The organism is Acidovorax sacchari (assembly GCF_042847045.1).
In the GTDB taxonomy this organism is placed as follows: domain Bacteria; phylum Pseudomonadota; class Gammaproteobacteria; order Burkholderiales; family Burkholderiaceae_C; genus Paracidovorax; species Paracidovorax sacchari.
Genome location: NZ_AP035783.1, coordinates 2,349,962 through 2,373,687 on the forward strand (window position 1 = coordinate 2,349,962; position 23,726 = coordinate 2,373,687).

General features: G+C 66.3%; 16 protein-coding genes. 11 read left to right on the plus strand and 5 right to left on the minus strand.

Going from position 1 to position 23,726, the window contains the following annotated elements:
• Positions 1-6: 6 nt before the first annotated feature.
• A complete protein-coding gene (locus ACGHC0_RS10710; RefSeq protein ID WP_368355198.1) occupies positions 7-1,059 on the minus strand; it encodes an AI-2E family transporter in 1,053 nt (350 codons plus the stop codon).
• 225 nt (positions 1,060-1,284) lie between these two features.
• Here ACGHC0_RS10710 and ACGHC0_RS10715 point away from each other — a divergent pair, with 225 nt between their 5' ends.
• The 5 genes from ACGHC0_RS10715 (at position 1,285) to ACGHC0_RS10735 (ending at position 9,196) form a co-directional block, all read left to right on the plus strand.
• Entirely contained in the window at positions 1,285-4,164 is a 2,880-nt protein-coding gene (locus ACGHC0_RS10715) for a 2-oxoglutarate dehydrogenase E1 component (RefSeq protein ID WP_415268182.1), read from the plus strand.
• A 74-nt stretch (positions 4,165-4,238) separates the two neighbouring features.
• Complete coding sequence (gene odhB, locus ACGHC0_RS10720) at positions 4,239-5,519, plus strand: 2-oxoglutarate dehydrogenase complex dihydrolipoyllysine-residue succinyltransferase (protein ID WP_019703155.1); 1,281 nt, start codon at positions 4,239-4,241, stop codon at positions 5,517-5,519.
• A 254-nt stretch (positions 5,520-5,773) separates the two neighbouring features.
• Positions 5,774-7,201, plus strand: a complete 1,428-nt coding sequence (lpdA, locus tag ACGHC0_RS10725) for a dihydrolipoyl dehydrogenase (RefSeq protein ID WP_415268183.1) — start codon at positions 5,774-5,776, stop codon at positions 7,199-7,201.
• 120 nt (positions 7,202-7,321) lie between these two features.
• On the plus strand, positions 7,322-8,419 hold the full coding sequence (zapE, locus tag ACGHC0_RS10730; protein WP_415268184.1) for a cell division protein ZapE: 1,098 nt from the start codon (positions 7,322-7,324) through the stop codon (positions 8,417-8,419).
• A gap of 24 nt (positions 8,420-8,443) precedes the next feature.
• Positions 8,444-9,196 carry a hypothetical protein gene (locus tag ACGHC0_RS10735; protein WP_415268185.1) on the plus strand — a complete coding sequence of 251 codons (753 nt, stop codon included), beginning with the start codon at positions 8,444-8,446 and terminating at the stop codon, positions 9,194-9,196.
• 28 nt (positions 9,197-9,224) lie between these two features.
• On the opposite strand, the gene ACGHC0_RS10740 is transcribed toward ACGHC0_RS10735, so the two are convergent.
• A complete protein-coding gene (locus tag ACGHC0_RS10740) occupies positions 9,225-10,028 on the minus strand; it encodes a PP2C family protein-serine/threonine phosphatase (protein WP_415268186.1) in 804 nt (267 codons plus the stop codon).
• Between the two features lie 126 nt (positions 10,029-10,154).
• On the opposite strand from ACGHC0_RS10740, the gene ACGHC0_RS10745 reads away from it, so the two are divergent.
• Positions 10,155-12,377, plus strand: coding sequence for an ATP-dependent DNA helicase (locus ACGHC0_RS10745; RefSeq protein ID WP_415268187.1), 2,223 nt, complete (start codon positions 10,155-10,157; stop codon positions 12,375-12,377).
• On the opposite strand, the gene ACGHC0_RS10750 is transcribed toward ACGHC0_RS10745, so the two are convergent.
• Positions 12,340-13,137, minus strand: coding sequence for an outer membrane protein assembly factor BamD (locus tag ACGHC0_RS10750; protein WP_013594438.1), 798 nt, complete (start codon positions 13,135-13,137; stop codon positions 12,340-12,342). The genes ACGHC0_RS10745 and ACGHC0_RS10750 overlap by 38 nt on opposite strands.
• Before the next feature lie 143 nt (positions 13,138-13,280).
• On the opposite strand from ACGHC0_RS10750, the gene dnaE reads away from it, so the two are divergent.
• The 3 genes from dnaE to clpA all read left to right on the plus strand — a co-directional run bounded on the left by dnaE (position 13,281) and on the right by clpA (position 19,793).
• Positions 13,281-16,826, plus strand: coding sequence for a DNA polymerase III subunit alpha (gene dnaE / locus ACGHC0_RS10755; RefSeq protein WP_415268188.1), 3,546 nt, complete (start codon positions 13,281-13,283; stop codon positions 16,824-16,826).
• A gap of 191 nt (positions 16,827-17,017) precedes the next feature.
• The gene (gene clpS / locus ACGHC0_RS10760; protein WP_368355204.1) at positions 17,018-17,386 is read left to right on the plus strand and encodes an ATP-dependent Clp protease adapter ClpS; all 369 of its coding nucleotides are present in this window, start codon (positions 17,018-17,020) and stop codon (positions 17,384-17,386) included.
• A gap of 58 nt (positions 17,387-17,444) precedes the next feature.
• Positions 17,445-19,793, plus strand: a complete 2,349-nt coding sequence (clpA, locus tag ACGHC0_RS10765) for an ATP-dependent Clp protease ATP-binding subunit ClpA (protein WP_013594441.1) — start codon at positions 17,445-17,447, stop codon at positions 19,791-19,793.
• 576 nt (positions 19,794-20,369) lie between these two features.
• Here the strand turns inward: clpA and ACGHC0_RS10770 are convergent.
• Positions 20,370-21,347 (minus strand): hypothetical protein, encoded by a 978-nt coding sequence (locus ACGHC0_RS10770; RefSeq protein ID WP_368355205.1) that lies wholly within the window; start codon positions 21,345-21,347, stop codon positions 20,370-20,372.
• A gap of 478 nt (positions 21,348-21,825) precedes the next feature.
• On the opposite strand from ACGHC0_RS10770, the gene ACGHC0_RS10775 reads away from it, so the two are divergent.
• Positions 21,826-22,257, plus strand: a complete 432-nt coding sequence (locus ACGHC0_RS10775) for a helix-turn-helix domain-containing protein (protein WP_368355624.1) — start codon at positions 21,826-21,828, stop codon at positions 22,255-22,257.
• Here the strand turns inward: ACGHC0_RS10775 and ACGHC0_RS10780 are convergent.
• Positions 22,152-23,237 carry an IS5 family transposase gene (locus ACGHC0_RS10780; protein WP_368355625.1) on the minus strand — a complete coding sequence of 362 codons (1,086 nt, stop codon included), beginning with the start codon at positions 23,235-23,237 and terminating at the stop codon, positions 22,152-22,154. The genes ACGHC0_RS10775 and ACGHC0_RS10780 overlap by 106 nt on opposite strands.
• A gap of 9 nt (positions 23,238-23,246) precedes the next feature.
• Here ACGHC0_RS10780 and ACGHC0_RS10785 point away from each other — a divergent pair, with 9 nt between their 5' ends.
• Entirely contained in the window at positions 23,247-23,705 is a 459-nt protein-coding gene (locus tag ACGHC0_RS10785; RefSeq protein WP_415268189.1) for a transposase, read from the plus strand.
• Positions 23,706-23,726: the final 21 nt, after the last annotated feature.

The following is a 23,726-nucleotide window of genomic DNA, read 5'->3' on the forward strand; positions in this document are numbered from 1 at the left end:
CTATTGTCACCGCCCGTGGGTGTGCGGCGCAAACAGGTCCCAGGTCGCGATGAACAGCGCCGCGATGACCGGCCCGATCACGAAACCCGTGAGCCCGAAGAGGGACATTCCGCCCAGCGTGGAGATCAGCACGATGTAGTCGGGCATCTTGGTGTCCTTGCCCACCAGCACCGGACGCAGCACGTTGTCCACCAGGCCGATGACGCCGATGCCGAAGGCCGCCAGGCCCGCACCCTGCCAGACGGCGCCGGTGGCCAGCAGGTAGATCGCCACCGGTGCCCAGATGAGCCCCGCGCCCACGGCGGGCAGCAGCGACAGGAAAGCCATGAGCACGCCCCAGAGCACGGGGGCCTGGATGCCCAGGAACCAGAAGGCGAGCCCGCCCAGTGCGCCCTGCGCCGCGGCCACCGCGATGTTGCCCTTGACGGTGGCGCGGATCACGGTGGTGAACTTGGTGGCGAGCTGGCGCTTGTGGCCTTCGTCGAGGGGCGTGGCCTCGCGGATGCGCGCCGCCAGGGCCGGGCCGTCGCGCAGCAGGAAGAACAGCAGGTACAGCATGATGCCGAAGCTCACCACGAACTGCAGCGTGTTCTGGCCGAAGTCGATCGCCTTGCTGCCCACGAACTGCGTGGCCTGCACGGTGACGGACGACAGCCGCGCCTGCAGTTCGGACGCCGTGGTCAGGTTGAGCCGGTCGAGGATCTGCATCGCCCAGGACGGCATGGCCTGCATGACCTGGTGGAAATAGGCGGTGAAATCCAGCTGGCCGGAGCGGATGCGCTCATAGATCAGGCTGGCTTCCTGCACCAGCGAGAGGGTGATCAGCGTCATCGGGAGGATGACGACCAGCAGGCACAGCGACAGGGTGCAGAGCGCGGCGAGGTTGGCCCGGCGGGGCATGCGCTGCAGCAGGCGGCGGTGCAGGGGCGCGAAGAGGATCGCGAGGATGATCCCCCAGAAAACCGCACCGTGGAACGGCCAGAGGATGGCCAGGAAGGCCAGGCTGACGGCGATCAGCAGGGCGATGAAAGTGCGGTTCTGCAGCAGGGTGGTCTTCATGGCAGGGCGGTGGCGAAGTTGGCGCAAATGTACGCGACAGTGGCCGCTGCGCCCTGTGGGACATGGCCGTGTAGGCGCCGTCCTGCGATCGGTGGCACAATCGTGGGCGCAAGATTCAAGGCCCTTCCCCGAGCCACAGTCGCATCCGCCAACCGGTTCAGCCGTGTCGCGGAAGGTTTTACCAACCAGCTAATGCTTCCCCCAGGGAAGCGGAGGTCAGCGGAAATGAGCGAGACGACGTCCGTCTATCAAGCCTACCAGGGCAATACCTACCTCTTCGGCGGCAATGCGCCCTATGTCGAAGAGATGTACGAGAGCTATCTCGTCAACCCGGGCAGCGTGCCCGACACGTGGCGCGAGTACTTCGATGCGCTGCAGCACGTGCCTGCCGTGGATGGCTCCAACGCCAAGGACGTCCCCCACCAGCCCGTCATCAGCGCCTTCGCGGAGCGCGCCAAGCAGGGCGGCACCCAGGTCGTGGTGGCCACCGGCGCCGACTCCGAACTCGGCCGCAAGCGCACCGCCGTCCAGCAGCTCATCTCCGCCTACCGCAACGTCGGCCAGCGCTGGGCCGATCTCGATCCCCTGAAGCGCACCGAGCGCCCCTCCATTCCCGAGCTGGAACCCTCCTTCTACGGCTTCACCGATGCCGACCAGGAGACCGTGTTCAACACGAGCAACACGTTCTTCGGCAAGGAGTCCATGCCCCTGCGCGAGCTGATCAACGCGCTGCGCGAAACCTACTGCGGCACGATCGGCGTCGAGTACATGTACGCCTCCGACCAGAACCAGAAGCGCTGGTGGCAGGAAAAGCTCGAGACCATCCGCAGCAAGCCCAGTTTCAACGCCGAGAAGAAGAAGCACATCCTCGACCGCCTGACCGCGGCCGAGGGCCTGGAACGCTTCCTGCACACGAAGTACGTCGGCCAGAAGCGCTTCTCGCTCGAAGGCGGCGAGAGCTTCATCGCCGCCATGGACGAGCTGATCCAGTCGGCCGGCTCGCGCGGCGTGCAGGAAATCGTGATCGGCATGGCCCACCGCGGCCGCCTCAACGTGCTGGTGAACACCCTGGGCAAGATGCCCAAGGACCTGTTCGCCGAGTTCGACCACACCGCCCCGGAAGACCTGCCGTCCGGCGACGTCAAGTACCACCAGGGCTTCAGCTCCGACGTGTCCACCGCGGGCGGCCCGGTCCACCTGTCGCTGGCCTTCAACCCCTCCCACCTGGAAATCGTGAACCCGGTGGTGGAAGGCTCGGTGCGTGCCCGCATGGACCGCCGCGGCGACCCGCACGGCCAGCAGGTGCTGCCGGTGCTGGTGCACGGCGACGCGGCCTTCGCAGGCCAGGGCGTGATCCAGGAAACGCTGGCGCTGGCCCAGACCCGTGGCTACTCCACGGGCGGCACGGTGCACATCGTGATCAACAACCAGATCGGCTTCACCACCTCCGACCCGCGCGACAGCCGCTCCACGCTGTATTGCACGGACGTGGTCAAGATGATCGAGTCGCCCGTGCTGCACGTGAACGGCGACGACCCGGAAGCCGTGGTGCTCGCCACCCAGCTGGCCCTCGAGTTCCGCATGGAATTCAAGAAGGATGTGGTGGTGGACATCATCTGCTACCGCAAGCTGGGCCACAACGAGCAGGACACGCCGGCGCTCACGCAGCCGCTGATGTACAAGAAGATCGGCCAGCACCCCGGCACGCGCCGCCTCTACGCCGACAAGCTGGCCGCGCAGGGCCTGGGCGAGACGCTGGGCGACGACATGGCCAAGGCCTACCGCGCCGCCATGGACGCCGGCAAGCACACGGTCGATCCGGTGCTGACCAACTTCAAGAGCAAGTACGCCGTGGACTGGAGCCCGTTCCTGGGCAAGAAGTGGACGGATGCCGGCGACACCGCGATCCCGCTCACCGAGTGGAAGCGGCTGGCCGAGCGCATCACGACCATCCCGGAAGGCGTCACGCCGCACCCGCTGGTCAAGAAGGTGTATGACGATCGCGCCGCCATGGGCCGCGGCGAGATCAACGTGGACTGGGGCATGGGCGAGCACATGGCCTTCGCGTCGCTCGTGGCCAGCGGCTTCCCGGTGCGCCTGTCGGGCGAGGACTGCGGCCGCGGCACGTTCACGCACCGCCATGCCGTGATCCACGACCAGAACCGCGAGAAGTGGAACGAGGGCACCTACGTGCCGCTGCAGAACGCCAGCGAGAACCAGGCCCCGTTCGTCGTGATCGACTCCATCCTGTCCGAAGAGGCGGTGCTGGGCTTCGAGTACGGCTATGCCTCCAACGACCCCAACACCCTGGTGATCTGGGAAGCGCAGTTCGGCGACTTCGCCAATGGTGCACAGGTGGTGATCGACCAGTTCATCGCCTCCGGCGAAGTGAAGTGGGGCCGCGTGAACGGCATCACGCTCATGCTGCCGCACGGCTACGAAGGGCAGGGCCCGGAGCACAGCTCCGCGCGCCTGGAGCGCTTCATGCAGCTGTCGGCCGACGCCAACATGCAGGTGGTGCAGCCCACGACGGCCAGCCAGATCTTCCACGTGCTGCGCCGCCAGATGGTGCGCCACCTGCGCAAGCCGCTGATCATCATGACGCCCAAGTCGCTGCTGCGGAACAAGGACGCGACCTCGCCGCTGTCCGAGTTCACGAAGGGCAGCTTCCAGACCGTGATCCCGGAGCAGAACGAGGCCATCGACAAGAAGGCCGACAAGGTCAAGCGCGTGATCGCCTGCTCGGGCAAGGTGTACTACGACCTCGTGAAGAAGCGCGAGGAGAAGGGCGCCGACGACGTCGCGATCCTGCGCGTGGAACAGCTCTATCCGTTCCCGCACAAGGCCTTCGCCGCCGAGATCAAGAAGTACCCGCACGCCACCGAGATCGTGTGGTGCCAGGACGAGCCGCAGAACCAGGGCGCCTGGTTCTTCGTGCAGCACTACATCCACGAGAACATGCTCGACGGGCAGAAGCTGGGCTACTCCGGCCGCGCGGCTTCCGCATCGCCGGCCGTGGGCTACTCGCACCTGCACCAGGAGCAGCAGAAGGCGCTGGTCGATGGCGCGTTCGGCAAGCTCAAGGGCTTCGTCCTCGCCAAGTGAGCGCGTCAACCCCGACCCCGCGAACCGCATCCCACAGCGACACAACACGTTCTGAAAGAATCGAAAGAATCGTCATGGCTATCGTAGAAGTCAAAGTCCCCCAACTGTCCGAATCCGTGGCCGAAGCCACGATGCTCACCTGGAAGAAGAAGGCCGGCGAGGCCGTCGCCATCGATGAAATCCTGATCGAGATCGAAACCGACAAGGTGGTCCTCGAAGTGCCCGCGCCGGCGGCCGGCGTGCTGGCCGAGATCGTCCAGGGCGACGGCGCGACCGTCGTGGCCGACCAGGTCATCGCGAAGATCGACACCGAAGGCAAGGCGGGTGCCGCCGCTGCGCCCGCGCAGTCGGCTCCGACCGCTGCCGCCCAGGCGCCCGCCGTGGCCGCTGCCGCGGCCGACGCTGCCCCCGCAGGCGGCTCGAAGGGCGACGTGGCCATGCCCGCCGCCGCCAAGCTGCTGGCCGACAACAACCTGTCCGTCTCGGCCGTGTCCGGCACCGGCAAGGACGGCCGCGTGACCAAGGGCGACGTGCTGGCCGCCGTGGCCGGTGGCGCCGCCGCCAAGCCCGCTGCCGCCCCGAGCGCCATCCCCACGGGCGTGCCCACCAAGGCGCTGCCCCAGGTGGCATCGCCCGCCGCGCCGAACCTGGGCGACCGCCCCGAGCAGCGCGTGCCCATGAGCCGCCTGCGCGCCCGCATCGCCGAGCGCCTGCTGCAGTCGCAGTCCACCAACGCCATCCTGACCACCTTCAACGAGGTGAACATGGCCCCGGTGATGGAACTGCGCAAGAAGTTCCAGGACAGCTTCACCAAGGAGCACGGCACCAAGCTGGGCTTCATGAGCTTCTTCGTGAAGGCGGCCGTGCACGCACTCAAGAAGTTCCCGGTGCTGAACGCCTCGGTGGACGGCAACGACATCGTCTACCACGGCTACTTCGACATCGGCATCGCCGTCGGCTCGCCCCGCGGCCTGGTGGTGCCGATCCTGCGCAACGCCGACCAGATGAGCTTCGCCGACATCGAGAAGAAGATTGCCGAGTTCGGCAAGAAGGCCCAGGAAGGCAAGCTCGGCATCGAGGAGATGACGGGCGGCACGTTCTCGATCTCCAACGGCGGCACCTTCGGCTCGATGCTGTCCACCCCCATCATCAACCCGCCCCAGTCGGCCATCCTGGGCGTGCACGCCACCAAGGACCGCGCCGTGGTGGAAAACGGCCAGATCGTGGTGCGCCCGATGAACTACCTGGCCATGTCGTACGACCACCGCATCATCGACGGCCGCGAAGCCGTGCTGGGTCTGGTGGCGATGAAGGATGCGCTGGAAGATCCGGCCCGCCTGCTCTTCGATATTTGATGGACCAACCCCCTGAGGCGCTGTGCGCCTTTCCCCTTCTCCCGGCTTGCTGCGCAATCCGGGAAGGGGGACACCGCCGGCGCTGCGGGGCGGCCCTTGCGCGGCGGTCGCTGGCCTGGGCCGCGCGCGCTCCAAGGGCTGGTGGCGGCATTTGACGCCACAGCCATCCAAACACCTTGACTGACCCACATGTGTGGCTGGCCCATCAGCCAGCCGGCAGTGGGTCTTTCTCCAACCGACACAGTGAGAACGACATGAGCAAACAATTCGACGTGATCGTCATCGGCGGCGGCCCCGGCGGCTACATCGCCGCCATCCGCGCCGCCCAGCTGGGCTTCAACGTGGCCTGCATCGACGAGTGGAAGAATGAGAAGGGCGGCCCCGCACCCGGCGGCACCTGCACGAACGTGGGCTGCATCCCCTCCAAGGCGCTGCTGCAGTCCTCGGAGCATTTCGAGCATGCCAACAAGCATTTCGCCGAGCACGGCATCACGGCCACCGACGTGAAGATCGACGTGGCCAGGATGATCGGCCGCAAGGACGCCGTCGTGAAGCAGAACAACGACGGCATCCTGTACCTGTTCAAGAAGAACAAGGTCAGCTTCTTCCATGGCCGCGGCTCCTTCGTGAAGGCAGCCGAGGGCGGCTACGAGATCCAGGTGGCCGGCGCTGCGCAGGAAACCCTGGTGGGCAAGCAGATCATCGTGGCCACGGGCTCCAACCCCCGCGCGCTGCCCGGCGTGCCCTTCGACGAAGAGAAGGTGCTCTCCAACGACGGCGCGCTGCGCATCGGTGCCACGCCGAAGAAGCTGGGCCTGATCGGCGCCGGCGTGATCGGCCTGGAGATGGGCTCCGTGTGGCGCCGCGTGGGTGCCGACGTGACGGTCCTCGAAGGCCTGCCCACGTTCCTGGGCGCGGTCGATGAGCAGATCGCCAAGGAAGCCAAGAAGGCCTTCGACAAGCAGGGCCTGAAGGTCGAGCTGGGCGTGAAGATCGGCGAAGTGAAGACGGGCGGCGAGGGCGTCACGGTGGCCTACACCGATGCCAAGGGCGAGGCCCGCGAACTGGCGGTGGACAAGCTCATCGTCTCCATCGGCCGCGTGCCCAACACCATCGGCCTGAACCCGGAAGCCGTGGGCCTGCAGCTCGACGAGCGCGGCGCCATCGTGGTCGATGCCGACTGCAAGACCAACCTGCCAAGCGTGTGGGCGGTGGGCGACGTGGTGCGCGGCCCGATGCTGGCGCACAAGGCCGAGGAAGAGGGCGTGGCGGTGGCCGAGCGCATCGCCGGCCAGCACGGCCACGTGAACTTCAACACCATCCCCTGGGTCATCTACACCAGCCCCGAGATCGCGTGGGTGGGCCGTACCGAGCAGCAGCTCAAGGCCGATGGCGTGCAGTACAAGGCCGGCACCTTCCCGTTCCTGGCGAACGGCCGTGCCCGCGCGCTGGGCGACACGACCGGCATGGTCAAGTTCCTGGCCGATGCGGCCACGGACGAGATCCTGGGCGTGCACATCGTGGGACCGATGGCCAGCGAGCTGATCTCCGAAGCCGTGGTGGCCATGGAGTTCAAGGCCAGCGCCGAAGACATCGCGCGCATCTGCCACGCGCACCCCTCGCTGTCCGAGGCGACCAAGGAAGCGGCCCTGGCCGTGGACAAGCGCACGCTCAACTTCTGATCGCGCGCCGATCGGGAGCGCGCCGCGCTCCCCCGGGCTGCCGGCGCGCGCATCCGCGTGCCGGCAGCCGTTGTTTTTTCATGTGGATGCGTGGTCGATGATTGCGTGGGAGAGACGTCCGTGAACGTGAAGCAGGCGTATGAGGCCGAGCTGGCCGCCAAGGGTTTCCGCAGCGACCCGGCCCAGCTGAGGGCCGTCGAGGCGCTGCAGCGCTGCGCGGACGACTGGGCGGCTTACAAGGAAAAGCGCTCCAACGCACTGAAGAAGCTCATCAACCGCCCGGACGTTCCGCGCGGCGTGTACATGTACGGCGGCGTGGGCCGCGGCAAGAGCTTCCTGATGGACTGCTTCTTCAACGCGGTGCCCATCCGCCGCAAGGTGCGCCTGCATTTCCACGAGTTCATGCGCGAGGTGCACCGCGAACTGGCGGGCCTGCAAGGCACCGTGAACCCGCTGGACGTGCTGGGCGAGCGCATCGCCAAGCGCTACAAGCTCATCTGCTTCGACGAGTTCCACGTGGCGGACATCACGGACGCCATGATCCTGCACCGCCTGCTGGCGGCGCTGTTCGACAACGGCGTGGGCTTCGTCACCACGTCCAACTTCAAGCCCGACGACCTGTACCCGGGCGGCCTGCACCGCGACCGCATCCTGCCGGCCATCGACCTGCTCAACGAGAAGCTGGAGGTGGTGAACGTGGACAACGGCACAGACTACCGGCGCCGCACGCTGGAGCAGGTCCGGCTCTACCACTGCCCGCTGGGCCCGCAGGCCGAGGCCGAGATGGAGGCCGCCTTCGACCAGCTCGCCGAAAGCCGCGACGAGGATCCGGTGCTGCACATCGAGGCGCGCGAGATCCGGGCGCGCCGCAAGGCCGGCGGGGTGGTATGGTTCGATTTCGACGTGCTGTGCGGCGGCCCGCGTTCGCAGAACGACTACCTGGAAATCGCGTCGCAGTTCCATACCGTGCTGCTGTCCAACGTGCCCTACATGCCCGTGGCGATGGCCTCCCCGGCCCGGCGCTTCACGTGGCTGGTGGATGTGCTCTACGACCGGCGCGTCAAGCTCATCCTGTCGGCCGCCGTGCCGCCCGAGCAGCTCTACACCGAGGGACCGCTCGCGCACGAGTTTCCCCGCACCGTGTCCCGCCTCAATGAAATGCAGTCCAAGGAATTCCTGGCGCTCGAGCGCCGGGTGGTGGACACGGGGCTGACCTGAAGTCGCCCGCAAAAGGATTCCCGCATGCCGAACTCTTTCCCGTCCTCCCTTCTCCGCCCCCTCGCACTGGCGGTCGCCTGGGCGCTGTGGGCCGTGGCCGGTCCCGCCGCTGCCGCCGCTGCACAGGGCGATGCCGAGCAGGCCAAGTCAGCGTTCGAGACGGCCCAGGCAGCCAGGACCGCGGAGCGCAAGCGCATCCAGGAGGAGCGCTCCGCCCTCGAAGCGCGCAAGAAGAAGGAAGAGGCGGTCTGCTACCAGCGCTTCTCCGTGGAGGACTGCCTGGAGACGGTGCGCTCCCAGGTGCGCGATGCGGAGGCGGTGCTGCGCAAGCGGGAGGTGGAACTGAACAATGCGGAGCGGCGCGAGAAGGCCGCGCTGCGGATGCAGTCCATCGAGCAGAAACAGGCCGAGCAGCGGCAGAAGATCGAAAGCGGGGAACGCCCCGCGCCCATGCGCGCCGAATCGCGCTCCCAGGCCCAGGCCGAGGACCGTGCGCGGCGCGAGGAGGAGGCGCGCACCCGTGCGGCGCAGCAGCGCGCACGGGAGGAGTCCCACCGCAACAGCGAGGCCGAACGCACCGCCTCGCAGCCGTCACGCTCCGCCGAGGCGCGGGCACGCTACGAGGCCAAGCAGCAGGCCGCGCGGGAGCGCCGGGAAAAGCGCGAGCGTGCCAATGCCGAAGCGGCGGCCTCCGGCCGCAAACCGGCGGCCCCCTTGCCGGAGCCGGCCGATCCCGCTCCGCCGCCGGCGCCAGCCGGTTCCGCGCCGGCCCGCTGACCGGCCGCCAGCCTTCACCCGGTCCGGCTCAGCGCTGGGCGGGCAGGGGCCGGGTGCCCGCCGGTCCGGCGGCGTCCGCGAGTGCCTCGATCTTCACGATGGCGAGCGACAGGTTGTCGCCGCCTCCGCGTGCGCGGCTGCGTGCCTTCTCGATGAGGAATTCGGTCGCTTCGCGCGGGGTGAGCGAATCCACGACGGAGCCGAGTTCCGCGGGCGAGAAGTAATGCCACACCCCGTCGCTGCAGGCCATGAGCGTGTCGCCGGGCATGAGCTGGGCGATGGTGTGGATGGCCACGGGCGGGTCGCTCTCGGTGCCCAGGCACCCCACCAAGATGTTGGAGTGCGGATGGGTGTTGGCCTCGGCCTCGGTGATCTCGCCGCGGTCCACCAGCGCCTGGACGTAGGAGTGGTCGCTGGTGCGGTGGACAAGCTGGGAGCCCCGGAAGTGGTAGATGCGCGAGTCGCCCGCATGCGCCCAGTAGCAGTCGCCGCGGGGATGGATGAGGAAGGCCGCCACGGTGCTGTGGGGCTCCTGCTCCGAGGAAATGGCCGTCAGGCGGATCACGATGTGCGCCTCTTCCACCATGTGCCGGAGCATGGCCACCGGGTCGTCGCTGTCGGGCGCGTAGCGCTCGAAGAGCTGGCGCGCGGTCATCATGACCTGGTCGGAGGCCTTGCGCCCCCCGCTGCGCCCGCCCATGCCGTCGGCCACCACGCCGAGCACGCAGCCGTTGTGCCGGGGATGCGCGATCAGCGCCACCTGGTCCTGCTGGTAGTCGCGGTCGCCTTTGTGGATACCGGTCGACGCAGTGAGACGAAACGGTTTGGTCATGGCGGTATCGGAAGGGCGGGAAAAAGCCGGCAATGGGCCGCATGCGGCCGGGGAGCCCTATTATCGAGGGATGGACCGCGTTTTCTGTGAACTGTCTCGCGCCTGCCGCGTCCCGCGGAGCCGCGGTTGAGCGCCGGCGCGGAACACCCCGGCACGCTCCTGCAGGCGGTGTCGGCCGCTTTCGCCGAAGACGGGCCTCTGGCGATCGCGCAGGCGCGCTTCCAGCCGCGGGCGGGGCAGGCCGCCATGGCCGCGGCTGTCGCGGAAACCATCGAGCGGGGCGGGGCGCTGGTCGTGGAGGCCGGCACGGGCGTCGGGAAGACCTTCGCCTATCTGGTGCCGGCGCTGCTGAGCGGGGAGCGCGTGCTGATCTCCACCGCCACCAAGGCGCTGCAGGACCAGCTCCACAGCCGCGATCTGCCCCGGTTGCTCCAGGCCCTGGCATTGCCCGCGCGCACGGCCCTGCTCAAGGGGCGCGGCAGCTACCTGTGCCTGCACCGGCTCGGCATCGCGCGCCAGCACCCCTCGGCGGCCGATGCGGCCGTCGCCCGCGTGCTCGCGCGCGCGGAAGCGTGGGCGCACGCCACCGCCACCGGCGATCTCGCGGAACTGCCGGGCTGGGACGAACGGTCGGCCGCGACGCCGCTGTTCACCTCCACCCGCGACAACTGCCTGGGCTCGTCCTGTCCGCGCTTTCGCGAGTGCCATGTGTACCAGGCCCGGCGCGAGGCGATGGCGGCCGATGTGGTGGTCATCAACCACCATCTTTTCTTCGCGGACCACGCCATCCGCGGATCGGGCGTGGCGGAACTGCTGCCCAGCGTGCGCGTGGTGGTGTTCGACGAGGCCCACCAGCTCAACGAGACGGGCGTGCAGTTCATGGGCACGCAGATGGGCTCCTCGCACTGGCTGGACCTTGCACGCGACGTGCTGGCCGCGGGCCTGCAGTTCGCTCGCGGCCTGGCGGACTGGCAGGGCGCCGCCGCCGCGCTGGAGCGGGCCGCGCGCGACTGGCGCATGGCCACGGGAGCGCGTGCACCGGGAACGCGCCTGCGCTGGTCGGGGCCGGTGCCCGACGGCGTGGAGCGCGCGGCCTGGGACGACGCCCTCGGCCGGCTGTCGGCCGCGGCGCGGGAGGCGCTGGCGGCGCTCGACACGGTCAGCGAGATCGCACCCGATTTCGTGCGGCTGCACGAGCGTTGCGTGGAGGTGATGGAGCGGCTCGCCCTGTTCCTGGACCCGGCCCCGCCGGATGCGGTGCGCTGGGTGGAGGTCGGGCAGCACCAGGTGCGCGCCTGTCTGGTGCCCCTGGACATCGCGCAGCCGCTGCGCAGGTTGTGGTTTCCGCACGAGGAGGTGACCGCGGAGCCGTCCGCCGATGCCGGCAAGGACGCCGACCCCGGCGCGCCGGACGACCTGCCCTGGAGCGATGAGGGCGGCGACCCCGATCCGTGGGCCGCACCCGGCCCCGGCTCCCCGCTGCCGGCTCCGGGGGCTGCCGCGCAGCCTGGTGCGGGCTCCGGCGAGTGGGGAGGGCGCCCGCGTGCCTGGGTATTCACCTCGGCCACGCTGGGCGACGACGCCTCGCTGAAATGGTTCACGGCAGCCTGCGGGCTGGAGGGTGCCCGGGTACTGCAGGTGCCCAGCCCCTTCGACTATGCGGCCCAGGCCGCGCTCTACGTGCCGCGCCAGCTGCCTTCCCCGTCCGATCCGGGCCACGGGGCCGCGGTGGCACGCTGGACGGGCGATGCCGCGCGCGTGCTGGGCGGGCGCACGCTGGTGCTGACCACTACGTTGAAGGCCCTGCGCACGATCGGCGACGCGCTGCGGGAGCGCTTTCCCGATGGTTCCGGCATCGAGGTGCTGGTGCAGGGCGACTGGCCCAAGCGCCGGCTGATGGAGCGCTTCCGCGAGGCCGATGCCGGCGGGGACCGCCCGGGGTGCGTGCTGGTGGCGTCCGCCTCGTTCTGGGAGGGGTTCGACGTGCCCGGCGATGCGCTGCAACTGGTGGTGATCGACAAGCTGCCGTTTCCGCCGCCGGGCGATCCGGTGGTCGAGGCGCGGTCGCAGCGCCTGGAGCAGGAGGGAAGGAGTGCCTTCCGGCATTTCGCGCTGCCGGATGCGGCCATCGCGCTCAAGCAGGGCGCCGGGCGGCTGATCCGCAACGAGCAGGACCGCGGCCTGCTGGCGGTGGCCGACGCCCGGCTGGTGACCATGGGCTACGGCAAGCGGTTGCTGGCCGCGTTGCCGCCCATGCGCCGGATTCAGGACGAGGCGGAGTGGGGAGAGGCGCTGCGCGGCCTGGCGGCCGTCACCAGACCTTCCACCACGGCTCCTCCTTCGCCTTGAACCCGTTGCGCATGTATTCGCTCTGCGGGTAGGAGGCGGCCATCACGCGCTGCGCATCGTCGCGCAGCTGCGTCATGCCGAGCGCGTCGTAGGACTTGATGAGGATGTAGAGCGCTTCCTCGAGCGCGGGCACGTCCTTGTAGTCGGCCAGGGCGATCTGCGCGCGGTTGATGGCGGCCACGTAGGCGCCCCGCTGGTAGTAGTAGCGGGCCACGTGGACCTCGTACTGCGCGAGGGAGTTGACGATGTACGTCATGCGCTGCTGCGCGTCGCGCGCGTAGCGCGAATCGGGGAAGCGGGTGACGAGCTCGCGGAAGGATTCGAATGAATCCTTGGCAGCCTTCTGGTCGCGTTCGGAAAGATCCTGGCGCGAGAGCCACGAGAACAGCCCGAGGTTGTCGTTGAAGTTGACCAGGCCCTTCAGGTAGAGCGCATAGTCGTAGGCCGGGCTCGCGGGGTGCAGCTTCATGAAGCGGTCGAGCGTGGCGATCGCCTGGGCCTTCTCGCCGCCCTTGTATTGGGCGTAGGCCTTTTCCAGCTGGGCCTGCTGCGCGAGCGGGGTGCCTGCGGCACGGCCCTCGAGCTTCTCGAACAGCGGGACGGCCTTGTCGTAGGAGTTGCTGTTCAGCTCGTCCCGCGCCTCGGAATAGATGCGGTTGGGGCTCCAGCCCGCGGTCTTGTCTTCGGTAGTGCTGGAGCAGCCCGCGAGCACGCCCGCGGCGAGCAGGGTGGTCAAGAGCGGCAGGGAAAAACGCGGCATGGCAGCGGCTTTCTGACAATCGGATAAAGGGAGGCCGGCGCACGCCCGGCGCGGTGCGGCGGGCTGCGGACAACGGGCCATTGTACCGGCCGGCCAGCACCCCACTCCGGGCCCGGGATGGGGCGGATTCCTACAATAGCCCCATGTTTGTCCATTTGCGCCTGCACACCGAGTTTTCCGTCGTCGACGGCACCGCCCGCATCGACGAAGTGGCCAAGGCGGCCTCGAAAGACGGCCAGCCCGCCCTCGCGATCACCGATCTCCACAACCTTTTCGGCGCCATCAAGTTCTACAAGGAAGCCCGCGGCAAAGGCGTCAAGCCCGTGCTGGGCGCGGAAGTCAGCATCGAGCCCGAGACCGCCGGCAACCCGCCCGGCCGCATCCTCCTGCTGGCCCAGGGCCGGCAGGGCTACCTGAACCTGTGCGAGATGCTGGCGCGCGCCTGGACGCGCAATGTCGTGAAGAACGTGCCGCTGTGCACCTGGGAGTGGCTGGAAGAGCTGGGCGGCGACCTCATCGCGCTGTCCGGCGCGCAGGCGGGCCCCGTGGGCCAGGCCTTCACGCGCGGCGACGACGCCGGCGCGGCGCGCGTGGCGCTGCGGCTGGCCGGGCTGTTCCCGCACCGCTTCTACCTGGAGCTGCAGCGGGCCGGGCGGCCGGAGGACGAGCCCCAGGTGGTGGCGGCCGTGCAGCTGGCGGCGCGCCTCAACCTGCCCGTGGTGGCGACCCAGCCCACCCAGTTCCTCACCGCCGACGACTACGAGGCCCACGAGGCCCGGGTCTGCATCGCGGAAGGGGAGATCCTCGCGAACCCGCGCCGGGTACGCCGCTTCACCCGGGAGCAGTACTTCAAGTCGAGCGCCCAGATGGAGGCACTGTTCGCGGACGTGCCCACGGCCATCGCCAACACGCTGGAGATCGCCAGGCGCTGCAGCCTGACGCTGGTGCTCGGCAAGCCGCGCCTGCCGGACTTCCCCACGCCCAACGGCATGCCGATCGACGAGTATTTCCGCTATGCGTCGTTTGAAGGGCTGGAAGAGCGCCTGAAGCACCTCTTCCGCAACGAGGCCGAGCGCGACAGGCAGCGCCCGCGCTACGTGGAGCGGCTGGAGTTCGAGCTGGCCACCATCCTGAAGATGGGGTTCCCCGGCTACTTCCTCATCGTGGGCGACTTCATCCAGTGGGCCAAGGAGAACGGCTGCCCGGTGGGCCCGGGCCGGGGGTCCGGCGCCGGCTCGCTCGTGGCCTATGCGCTCAAGATCACCGACCTGGACCCGCTGCAGTACAACCTGCTGTTCGAGCGCTTCCTGAACCCGGAGCGGGTGTCCATGCCCGACTTCGACATCGATTTCTGCCAGTCCAACCGCGACCGGGTGATCGACTACGTGAAGGACAAGTACGGCAAGAACGCCGTGAGCCAGATCGCCACCTTCGGCACCATGGCAGCCAAGGCCGCCATCCGCGACGTGGGCCGCGTCATGGACATGAGCTACACCTTCTGCGACGGCATCTCCAAGCTCGTGCCGGGCAAGCCCGGCATGTCCTACACGCTGGCCTATCCGCCCGAAGTGAAGAAGGAAGGCGACAAGAACAACTACGCGCTGGAACTGGAGCCCATGCTCTACGAGCGCGTGCGCAAGGAAGAGGACGTCAAGACCGTCATCGAGATGGCGCAGAAGCTCGAGGGCATGACCCGCAACATCGGCATGCACGCCGGGGGCGTGCTGATCGCACCGGGCAAGCTCACCGATTTCTGCCCGCTCTACCAGCAGCCGGGCAGCGAGTCGGCCGTGAGCCAGTACGACAAGGACGACGTGGAGGCCATCGGCCTCGTGAAGTTCGACTTCCTGGGCCTGGCCACGCTGACGATCCTGGAGATCGCGCGCGAGTTCATCATGAAGCGCCACAAGGGGCAGGAGAACTTCGCGTTCGAGAACATCCCGCTCGACGACGCGCCGACCTACCGGCTGTTCTCCGAAGGCAAGACGGAAGCCGTGTTCCAGTTCGAATCGCGTGGCATGCAGGGCATGCTGAAGGAAGCGCGCCCGAGCCGGCTGGAAGACCTGATCGCCCTGAACGCGCTCTACCGCCCGGGCCCGATGGACCTGATCCCCACCTTCGTGAACCGCAAGCACGGCAAGGAACCGGTGGAGTATCCGCACCCGCTGGTGGAACCCGTGCTGGCCGAGACCTACGGGATCATGGTCTACCAGGAGCAGGTGATGCAGACCGCCCAGGTGCTGGGCGGCTACAGCCTCGGCGGCGCCGACATGCTGCGCCGGGCCATGGGCAAGAAGAAGGCCGAGGAGATGGCCGAGCACCGCGAGATCTTCCGCAAGGGCGCGGCCGAGAAGGGCATCGGCCAGGACAAGGCCGACGAGGTGTTCGACCTGATGGAGAAGTTCGCGGGCTACGGCTTCAACAAGTCGCACGCCGCCGCCTACTCCCTGCTGGCCTACCACACCGGCTGGCTCAAGGTGCACTACACGGCCGAGTTCTTCTGCGCCAACATGACGGTGGAAATGGACGACACCGACAAGCTGAAGGTGCTGTACGAAGACGCCATGAAGATGGGGCTGACCTTCGAGCCGCCGGACGTGAACCGCGGCATGTACCGCTTCGAGCCGGTGACGGACAAGGTGATCCGCTACGGGCTGGGCGCGGTCAAGGGCACCGGCCAGCAGGCGATCGAGGCGATCATCGCCGCGCGCGAGGGCCGCGGCGTGGGCCCGCGCGGCGAAACGAAGGGACCTTTCGCCAGCCTGTTCGACTTCTGCGCGCGGGTGGACCGCACCCGGCTCAACAAGCGCACGCTGGAGGCGCTGATCAAGGCGGGCGCGTTCGACGCCATCGAGATGAACCGCGCGTCGCTCGTGGCGTCGATCGACCGGGCCTTCGACTTCGCCAACTCCCTGATCGCCAACGCCAACCAGGGCGGCCTGTTCGACATGATGGGCGACGACTCGCACGGCTCCAGCACCCAGGATCCGGCCCTGGTGGAGATGCTTCCCTGGGGCGTGAAGGAGCGGCTCACGCAGGAGAAGACCGCCGTCGGCTTCTACCTGTCGGGCCACCTGTTCGACGAGGTGGAAAAGGAGGTCCGCCGCTTCATCCGCACCCCGATCGAGGAGCTGGCCGACAGCCGGGAGCCGCAGATCATGGCGGGCATCGTGAGCGACTTCCGGGTGATCAACGGGCAGCGGGGGCGCCTGGCGCTGTTCAAGCTGGACGACAAGTCCGCCATGATCGAGGCCTCGGCCGACGAGAACGTGATCAATGCCCACCGCGACCTGCTCAAGGAGGATGAATTCGTGGTGCTGCTGGGGCGCCTGCAGCTCGACCATTTCAGCGGCGGCCTGCGCGTCAAGGTGATGCAGGGCTGGGATCTCGCCAGCGCGCGGGCCAAGTTCGGCCGCTACCTGCAGGTGGCGGTGGGCGACTGCGCGCCGGACGTGCAGCGCCTGGTGCGCGAGTTCCCCCCGAAGCGCCAGGAAACGCCCGAGGGCGAGGTGCTGGTGCACGGCCTGCGCGTGCGCATGGGCGTGCGCTGCCGCTCCGAGGGGCAGGAGGCCGTGGCGGAACTGCAACTCGGGGAGGGCAGCCGGTTCTTCCCCTCGGACGCGGCCCTGGCGGCCTGGAGCGCGGAGGCCGGCAGCGGGGTGGTGAACGTCGTGTACGACGCCGGCTGAGATGCCCCGCGGGCACGTTCCACGGTGCGGGCTTGAAATCCCGGCGGGCGCCGGCAAATGGAACGGCGCGTCTCCCTCCGGCGGATTCCCGCCCATGCCGCGCGGCATGCGAAACCGTGTCGCAAGACCGGAATTTGCACCCCCGCAATGGGCTTTTTCGCTCTGGGGCAAACTGTCCCGGACGCTCTAGAATGGTCCGCATGGCAACTAAACCACCTTCCATGACCCCGACGCTTCCCACGGGAGTGCCGTCGCGGGACGATGGCGGCTCGGTCGTGCTCGAGAGGCGCACGCAAAGGACCCAGCCGCCCCAGATGTACCAGGTGGTGATGCTGAACGACGACTACACGCCCATGGAGTTCGTGATCGTCGTGCTGCAGGAGTTCTTTGGCAAGGACCGCGAAGCGGCCACGCAGATCATGCTGAAGATCCACCTGGACGGTAAAGGCGTATGTGGTGTGTATTCGCGCGACGTCGCCGCCACCAAGGTCGAACAGGTGCGCGAAGCCGCACACAAGGCGGGCCACCCGCTGCAATGCCTGAGCGAGCCGGTTGAATAACCGGTCCCGGGTCCCGATCTATCGTTATCCCTTCCCCCGCAAGCACAAAGGAGTTCACATGATTGCCCAGGAACTGGAAGTCAGCTTGCACATGGCCTTTGTCGAGGCCCGCCAGCAGCGCCACGAGTTCATCACCGTGGAGCATCTGTTGCTTGCACTGCTTGATAACCCCAGCGCAGCCGAGGTGCTGCGCGCATGCTCTGCCAACGTCGAGGACCTTCGCTCGTCGCTGGCGAATTTCATCAAGGACAACACGCCCCAGGTGGCAGGCACCGACGAGGTGGACACGCAGCCCACGCTGGGATTCCAGCGGGTGATCCAGCGCGCCATCATGCACGTGCAGTCCACCGGCAACGGCAAGAAGGAAGTGACCGGCGCGAACGTGCTGGTCGCGATCTTCGGCGAGAAGGATTCGCACGCCGTGTACTACCTGCACCAGCAGGGCGTCACCCGCCTGGACGTGGTCAACTTCATCGCCCACGGCATCAAGAAGGGCGAGCCGCCGGAGCCCGCGAAGGCCGAGAACCCCTCGGAAGCCGAAGAGGGCGCTGGCGGCGAGCGCAGCGAGAAGGCCTCTCCGCTGGAGCAGTACACCCAGAACCTGAACGTCGCTGCCAAGGAGGGCAAGATCGATCCGCTGATCGGCCGCCATTACGAGGTCGAGCGCACGATCCAGATCCTCTGCCGCCGCCGCAAGAACAACCCGCTGCTGGTCGGCGAGGCCGGCGTGGGCAAGACCGCGATCGCCGAGGGCCTGGCCTGGCGCATCACGCAGAACGACGTGCCCGAGATCCTGGCCGAGGCCTCGGTCTATTCGCTGGACATGGGCGCGCTGCTGGCCGGCACCAAGTACCGCGGCGATTTCGAGCAGCGCCTGAAGGGCGTACTCAAGTCGCTCAAGGACAAGCCAAACGCGATCCTGTTCATCGACGAGATCCACACGCTGATCGGCGCCGGCGCGGCCTCGGGCGGTACGCTGGACGCGTCCAACCTGCTCAAGCCGGCGCTCTCCAGCGGCCAGCTCAAGTGCATCGGCGCGACCACGTTCACCGAGTACCGCGGCATCTTCGAGAAGGACGCGGCCCTGTCGCGGCGCTTCCAGAAGGTCGACGTGGTCGAGCCGACGGTGGCCGAGACGGTGGACATCCTCAAGGGCCTCAAGAGCCGCTTCGAGGAGCACCACAGCGTGAAGTACGCCACCGCGGCCCTGCAGGCGGCGGCGGAGCTGTCGGCCAAGTACATCAACGACCGGCACCTGCCCGACAAGGCCATCGACGTGATCGACGAGGCCGGCGCTGCCCAGCGCATCCTGGTGGCCAGCAAGCGCAAGAAGACCATCGGCAAGGCCGAGATCGAGGAAATCGTGGCGAAGATCGCGCGCATCCCGCCCGCGAACGTCTCCAACGACGACCGCAGCAAGCTGCAGACCATCGAGCGTGACTTGAAAAGCGTGGTCTTCGGCCAGGACAAGGCGCTGGAAGTGCTCGCCTCCGCGGTCAAGATGGCGCGCTCGGGCCTGGGCAAGGGCGACAAGCCGATCGGCTCGTTCCTCTTCAGCGGCCCGACCGGCGTCGGCAAGACCGAAGCGGCCAAGCAGCTGGCCTACATCCTGGGCATCGAGCTGATCCGCTTCGACATGTCGGAGTACATGGAGCGCCATGCCGTGAGCCGCCTGATCGGCGCGCCCCCCGGCTACGTCGGCTTCGACCAGGGCGGCCTGCTGACCGAGGCCATCACGAAGAAGCCGCACGCGGTGCTGCTGCTCGACGAGATCGAGAAGGCGCACCCGGACATCTTCAACGTGCTGCTGCAGGTGATGGACCACGGCACGCTGACGGACAACAACGGGCGCAAGGCCGACTTCCGCAACGTCATCATCATCATGACGACGAACGCGGGTGCCGAGACCATGAACAAGGCCACCATCGGGTTCACCAACCCGCGGCAGGCCGGCGACGAGATGGCCGACATCAAGCGCCTGTTCACGCCCGAGTTCCGCAACCGCCTGGACGCGATCGTCAACTTCAAGGCGCTGGACGAGCAGATCATCCTGCGCGTGGTGGACAAGTTCCTGCTGCAGCTGGAGACCCAGCTCGCCGAGAAGAAGGTGGAAGTCACCTTCACCGACGCGCTGCGCAAGCACCTGGCCAAGAAGGGCTTCGATCCGCTGATGGGCGCGCGCCCGATGCAGCGCCTGATCCAGGACACCATCCGCCGCGCGCTGGCCGACGAACTGTTGTTCGGACGCCTGACCGAAGGTGGCCGCCTGACGGTGGACATCGAGGTCAAGACCGACGAGAAGGGTGTGGAAACGCCCGACGTGCTGCTGGACATCCAGCCGCTGCCGAAGAAGGACCGCTCGGCCAAGTCCGAGCCCGCGGAACCCGAAGAGGCGACGGCGGACTGACGGTCCCGCGTCCGCCAGGCACCGGTGCCCCGCGGCACCGCGCCGAGCCCGCAGTCCCTTCCGGGGCCTGCGGGCTTTTTTCATTTCCCGGGTGTGTGAGCGTGGCGATGAGCACTGACCAGTGACGAGAGTTGCACGCGTAAAGCAGCGCCGCGTACCAGATGGGGCGCCACCTGCAAGCGGTATGCGCTGTCGGTGGTCACCACGTGCAGGCCGCGTGCCAGCAGTTCACGTTGCATGTGCGGCCAAGCGTGCTCGCCGCCCAACTGCTCGTGGATGGCGCGGCCGTGGTCGAGGCGGCGTGGCCGGTCTCGAACTGCTGCACGGCGTTCCTGCTTAAACTCCAACGCTTACTTCGTTCTCGTTCAATTCATGCTCCCGCCCGGTATTCTCCGGGTTGGGTGTATGCGCTCTAGGTCAACCTCACTTTGCCCGGGTAAGCGAGCAATGGATCGCAAGCTCCCTCCACCGCTTGGTCAGCGAGGAAGTGAGCCAGCGTGAAAAGCGCTCCGGGCTGCGACGCGCGTTTACCGTGAAGTCATCTGCGCAAGTCACCTGTAGCTCAGGTCTTGATCTTCAGTTTTGAGGTTGTGCTCCTTGACTTTTGATAGGATTTTCTTGATTTTCAGATAGGAAATTTTTCAAATAATTAAACTCATTCCTTTGCATAAATCGTTTGAAACTCAGTGGGAGGCTTTTGCTGATGGAAACTTCATGCAATCCTTTTTCCGGGGGGGTGAGTGCTTTCATTACAAGTGATTCGTTGGTTTCTGCATATTTGTGAATTTCCTCGATTGCTGGGTCATTCATATTCGTGTCTTTGTATATAAAAAATGCAGTCTTTATTTTTTTATTCTCGGTTTCCTGAAGCCAGCTAAACTCTTGAAGGCAATAGGGCGATGCGATCCATTCCGGGGTGATGAAAAAGATCATCTTTTTGGCATGCTCAATACCATTTTTGTACCCAATATCCCAAAATGGATTTTGCATCTTATAAACATCAAGCCCATCAAGCTTCTTTTTCTCAGTGTACGAGTGTTCCTCCAGGCTTATCGCATCCAGATAATTTGATGCAGAAGAATTGTCTAGTCCTTTCCGTGACTCATTCAGATTGATATCATGCCGGAATTGCATGGCGAGTTCGAATCCACCTGATCGAGCACCAAACGAAAAGATGTTTTTGACTTCATCCGTTTTTTGTAAGATTTCGTGAATTCCCTGAAAGTCTCTTGGACTCAAACTTGATAATGGGCCTATCGCTTTTTCAAAAAACCAACCCTCTGCGGGTCTTTTAATTCGCTCAAGTCGGTCCTCGACAAATGCCCGCAAATTTCTGTCGGGACTGGGTGTGAGTTGAGCCAAAGGTTTATTGCGGAGAATATTTGTGTTTGTTTCGGTTTTGCTTCGTGGCGCTAGTCCAGCAAGCACACCCGCTCCTGAGAGGCGTGATGTGGACGGACTGTGAATTCCACTTCGAGAAGAACTATGATGATCTTCTCGCATTGCCTGGTGGAATTCTTGGGGAATGTTATTGCTTCTTTCTGATGTGCGCATAATTGCGGATAAGTGCTAATAATTTTTATATGATAGATAGTTCATTCGATGGGTGATTTTATTTCTGCGAAGCAATGCATCACATTCAGAACCAGAGTGGGGGCCTCTTACAGGCTCCGTGCAGGGTATCAAGGTCATCCAAGAAGCTCTCCAAATCTCCCAAATTCAAGAGGGCTCCATCCGCGCATATTCCCGCGCCTTTGCGCGGGAGCGCCTGCTCAGGGAGCCGAGCCCCCTCCGTGCCCCGGGTCCTCGCGGCCACAGTAGCTCACGCTTTCGCTGTTTGCGAGCGCATCCGTGCTTTGCAGGTGCCGGTTTCGGACTTGAAGAACGCATCCACGTACCGCCGCAGGAACGACACTAGTGGCGTGAGTCAGAAGTTGGCATCGCCCAAGTGCTGCGCCATGCTGTTCGCTCGACCCAGCCCAGGAGCACACCATGGCCCCGGCCTCACGCAGTTGCCATCGAGTTGAACGATGTGGATCGCACAGCGTTGCAAAGCTGGACGAGTCGGCACAAGACCGCCCGGGCGCTGGCGCTGCGAGCGCGCATAGTGCTGGCCTGCGCTGAGCCCTCGACGACGAACAGGGCGGTGGCCGCTGCCCTGGGAGTTAGCCCGCTGACCGTGGCCAAGTGGCGTAGGCGCTTCGCCGAGGACGGTCATCGCAGAAGGGCACCTCTCACAACCGCCGCCAGGCAGTTTTTCCGGCGTGTCGTCAAGATTCCAGCGCCCAGAATGCGCTCGGACACCTGCGCGGTGGGTGGGCCGCAGCCCATGCCCCGGGGCCTTTGCCCCCGCAAGGCTCACGCTTTTGTCGGTTGCAGGCGCACCCGTGCCTTGGCAGCCGATGGCTTGAAGAACGCATCCACTCCCCGGTCCAGGAAGGACGCCAGCCGCTTCATGTTGTAGCAGGCGGCCATCATCGTCATGCCCACCGTGGCGCGGGTCTGCCCGATGGTGCGTAGCAATTTGCCCCCCAGGTGCCGGATGCCGGCGAACACGTGTTCCACCTTGGCACGCTTCTTTGCGATGCGCTGGTTGCGCCGCTGCTGGCACTCGCTCAGGGGCTTGCCCGGCCGGGCCCGGCGTTGCATCGCGTCCACGAAGCCCAGCACCTTGAGTAGCTGCTGGCGTTGCCGGCTCGCGTAGGCCTTGTCCGTGTGCACGCCCCGTCCGGTGTTGTGCAGGTCCAGCACCTCGTCGAAGTGGTGTCCGTCGTGCTCGCTGGCCGTGCCCGTGGCGATCCTGCGGATGAAGCCGTGCTTGAGGTCCACGCTCACGCTCCGCTTGTAGCCGAAGTAGCTCTTGCCGTGCTTCTTCGTGTGCGTGGCATCCACATCTTTTTGCCTGCGCCGGGCGTCGCTCCAGCCCGGCTGCTGGCCCTGCTGCAAAGCCTGCCTGTCCTGCCGGCCGATGTGCTGGCGCGGCGCGGGTATCAGCGTCGCATCGATGGCCTGCCCGCCCCGGGCGATATAGCCATGGCGGTGCAGTTGCGCATCCACTCCCTGGAACAACGCCGTGGCGCCATCCACGCCCAGCCGCTCGCCGAAGCGCCAGATCGTGTTGCGGTCCGGCACGTTCATCGCATCCTGCAGCAGGCAAAAACGCTGGTAGCTTGCGCGGTCCAGCAACTGGTACTCCATCTGCTCGTCCGAGAGGTTGTACAGCCGCTTCAAGACCAGGATGCGCACCATCACCTCGGTGGGATAGGCCGGCCGGCCACCCTTGCGGCCATCGCTGCGCTCGATGAGTGCATCCACCAGCCGGGCCAGCTCGGCAAAGTCGATGTGCCGGGCAATGACCTGCAACGGATCGCCCATCTCGTCGCGTTTGTGCTGGCGCGAAGCATCTGCGAACAGGTCGAACTTCAGGGCGCTACGCGGTGTGATCATGGCTGTGTGAGGCTCACTCGGTCTTGGTCAGGGACAGACTGGCTAGGTTTTGAGAGGTTCCCAGAAGTGCACAGGCGCCATCGCAGCGTGGAGTTCCGCCACTTCCTCCAGACGGTGGAGCGAGCGACTCCCGCTCAGTTGGACCTGCACCTTGTGCTCGATAACGCGAGCACGCACAAGAGTCCGATCCAGCGCTGGCTGCTCAGGCACCCGCGCGTACATCTGCACTTCAGGCCCATATCGGCCTCTTGGATCAACTTGGTCGAGTGCTGGTTCTCGATCCTCACGGTCCGCCAGATCAAGCGCGGGTGCTTCTGCTCTACCCGTGCGCTGGAGAATGCGATCTGGGCATACGTCGCAATGAACAACGCCGCGCCCAAGCCATTCATCTGGACCAAGACAGCGGACGAGATCCTGCAATCTGTCGCGGAATTTTGTTTGCGCACTTCCGACTCACACCACTAGTCGAGTTTGCGCAAATCACCC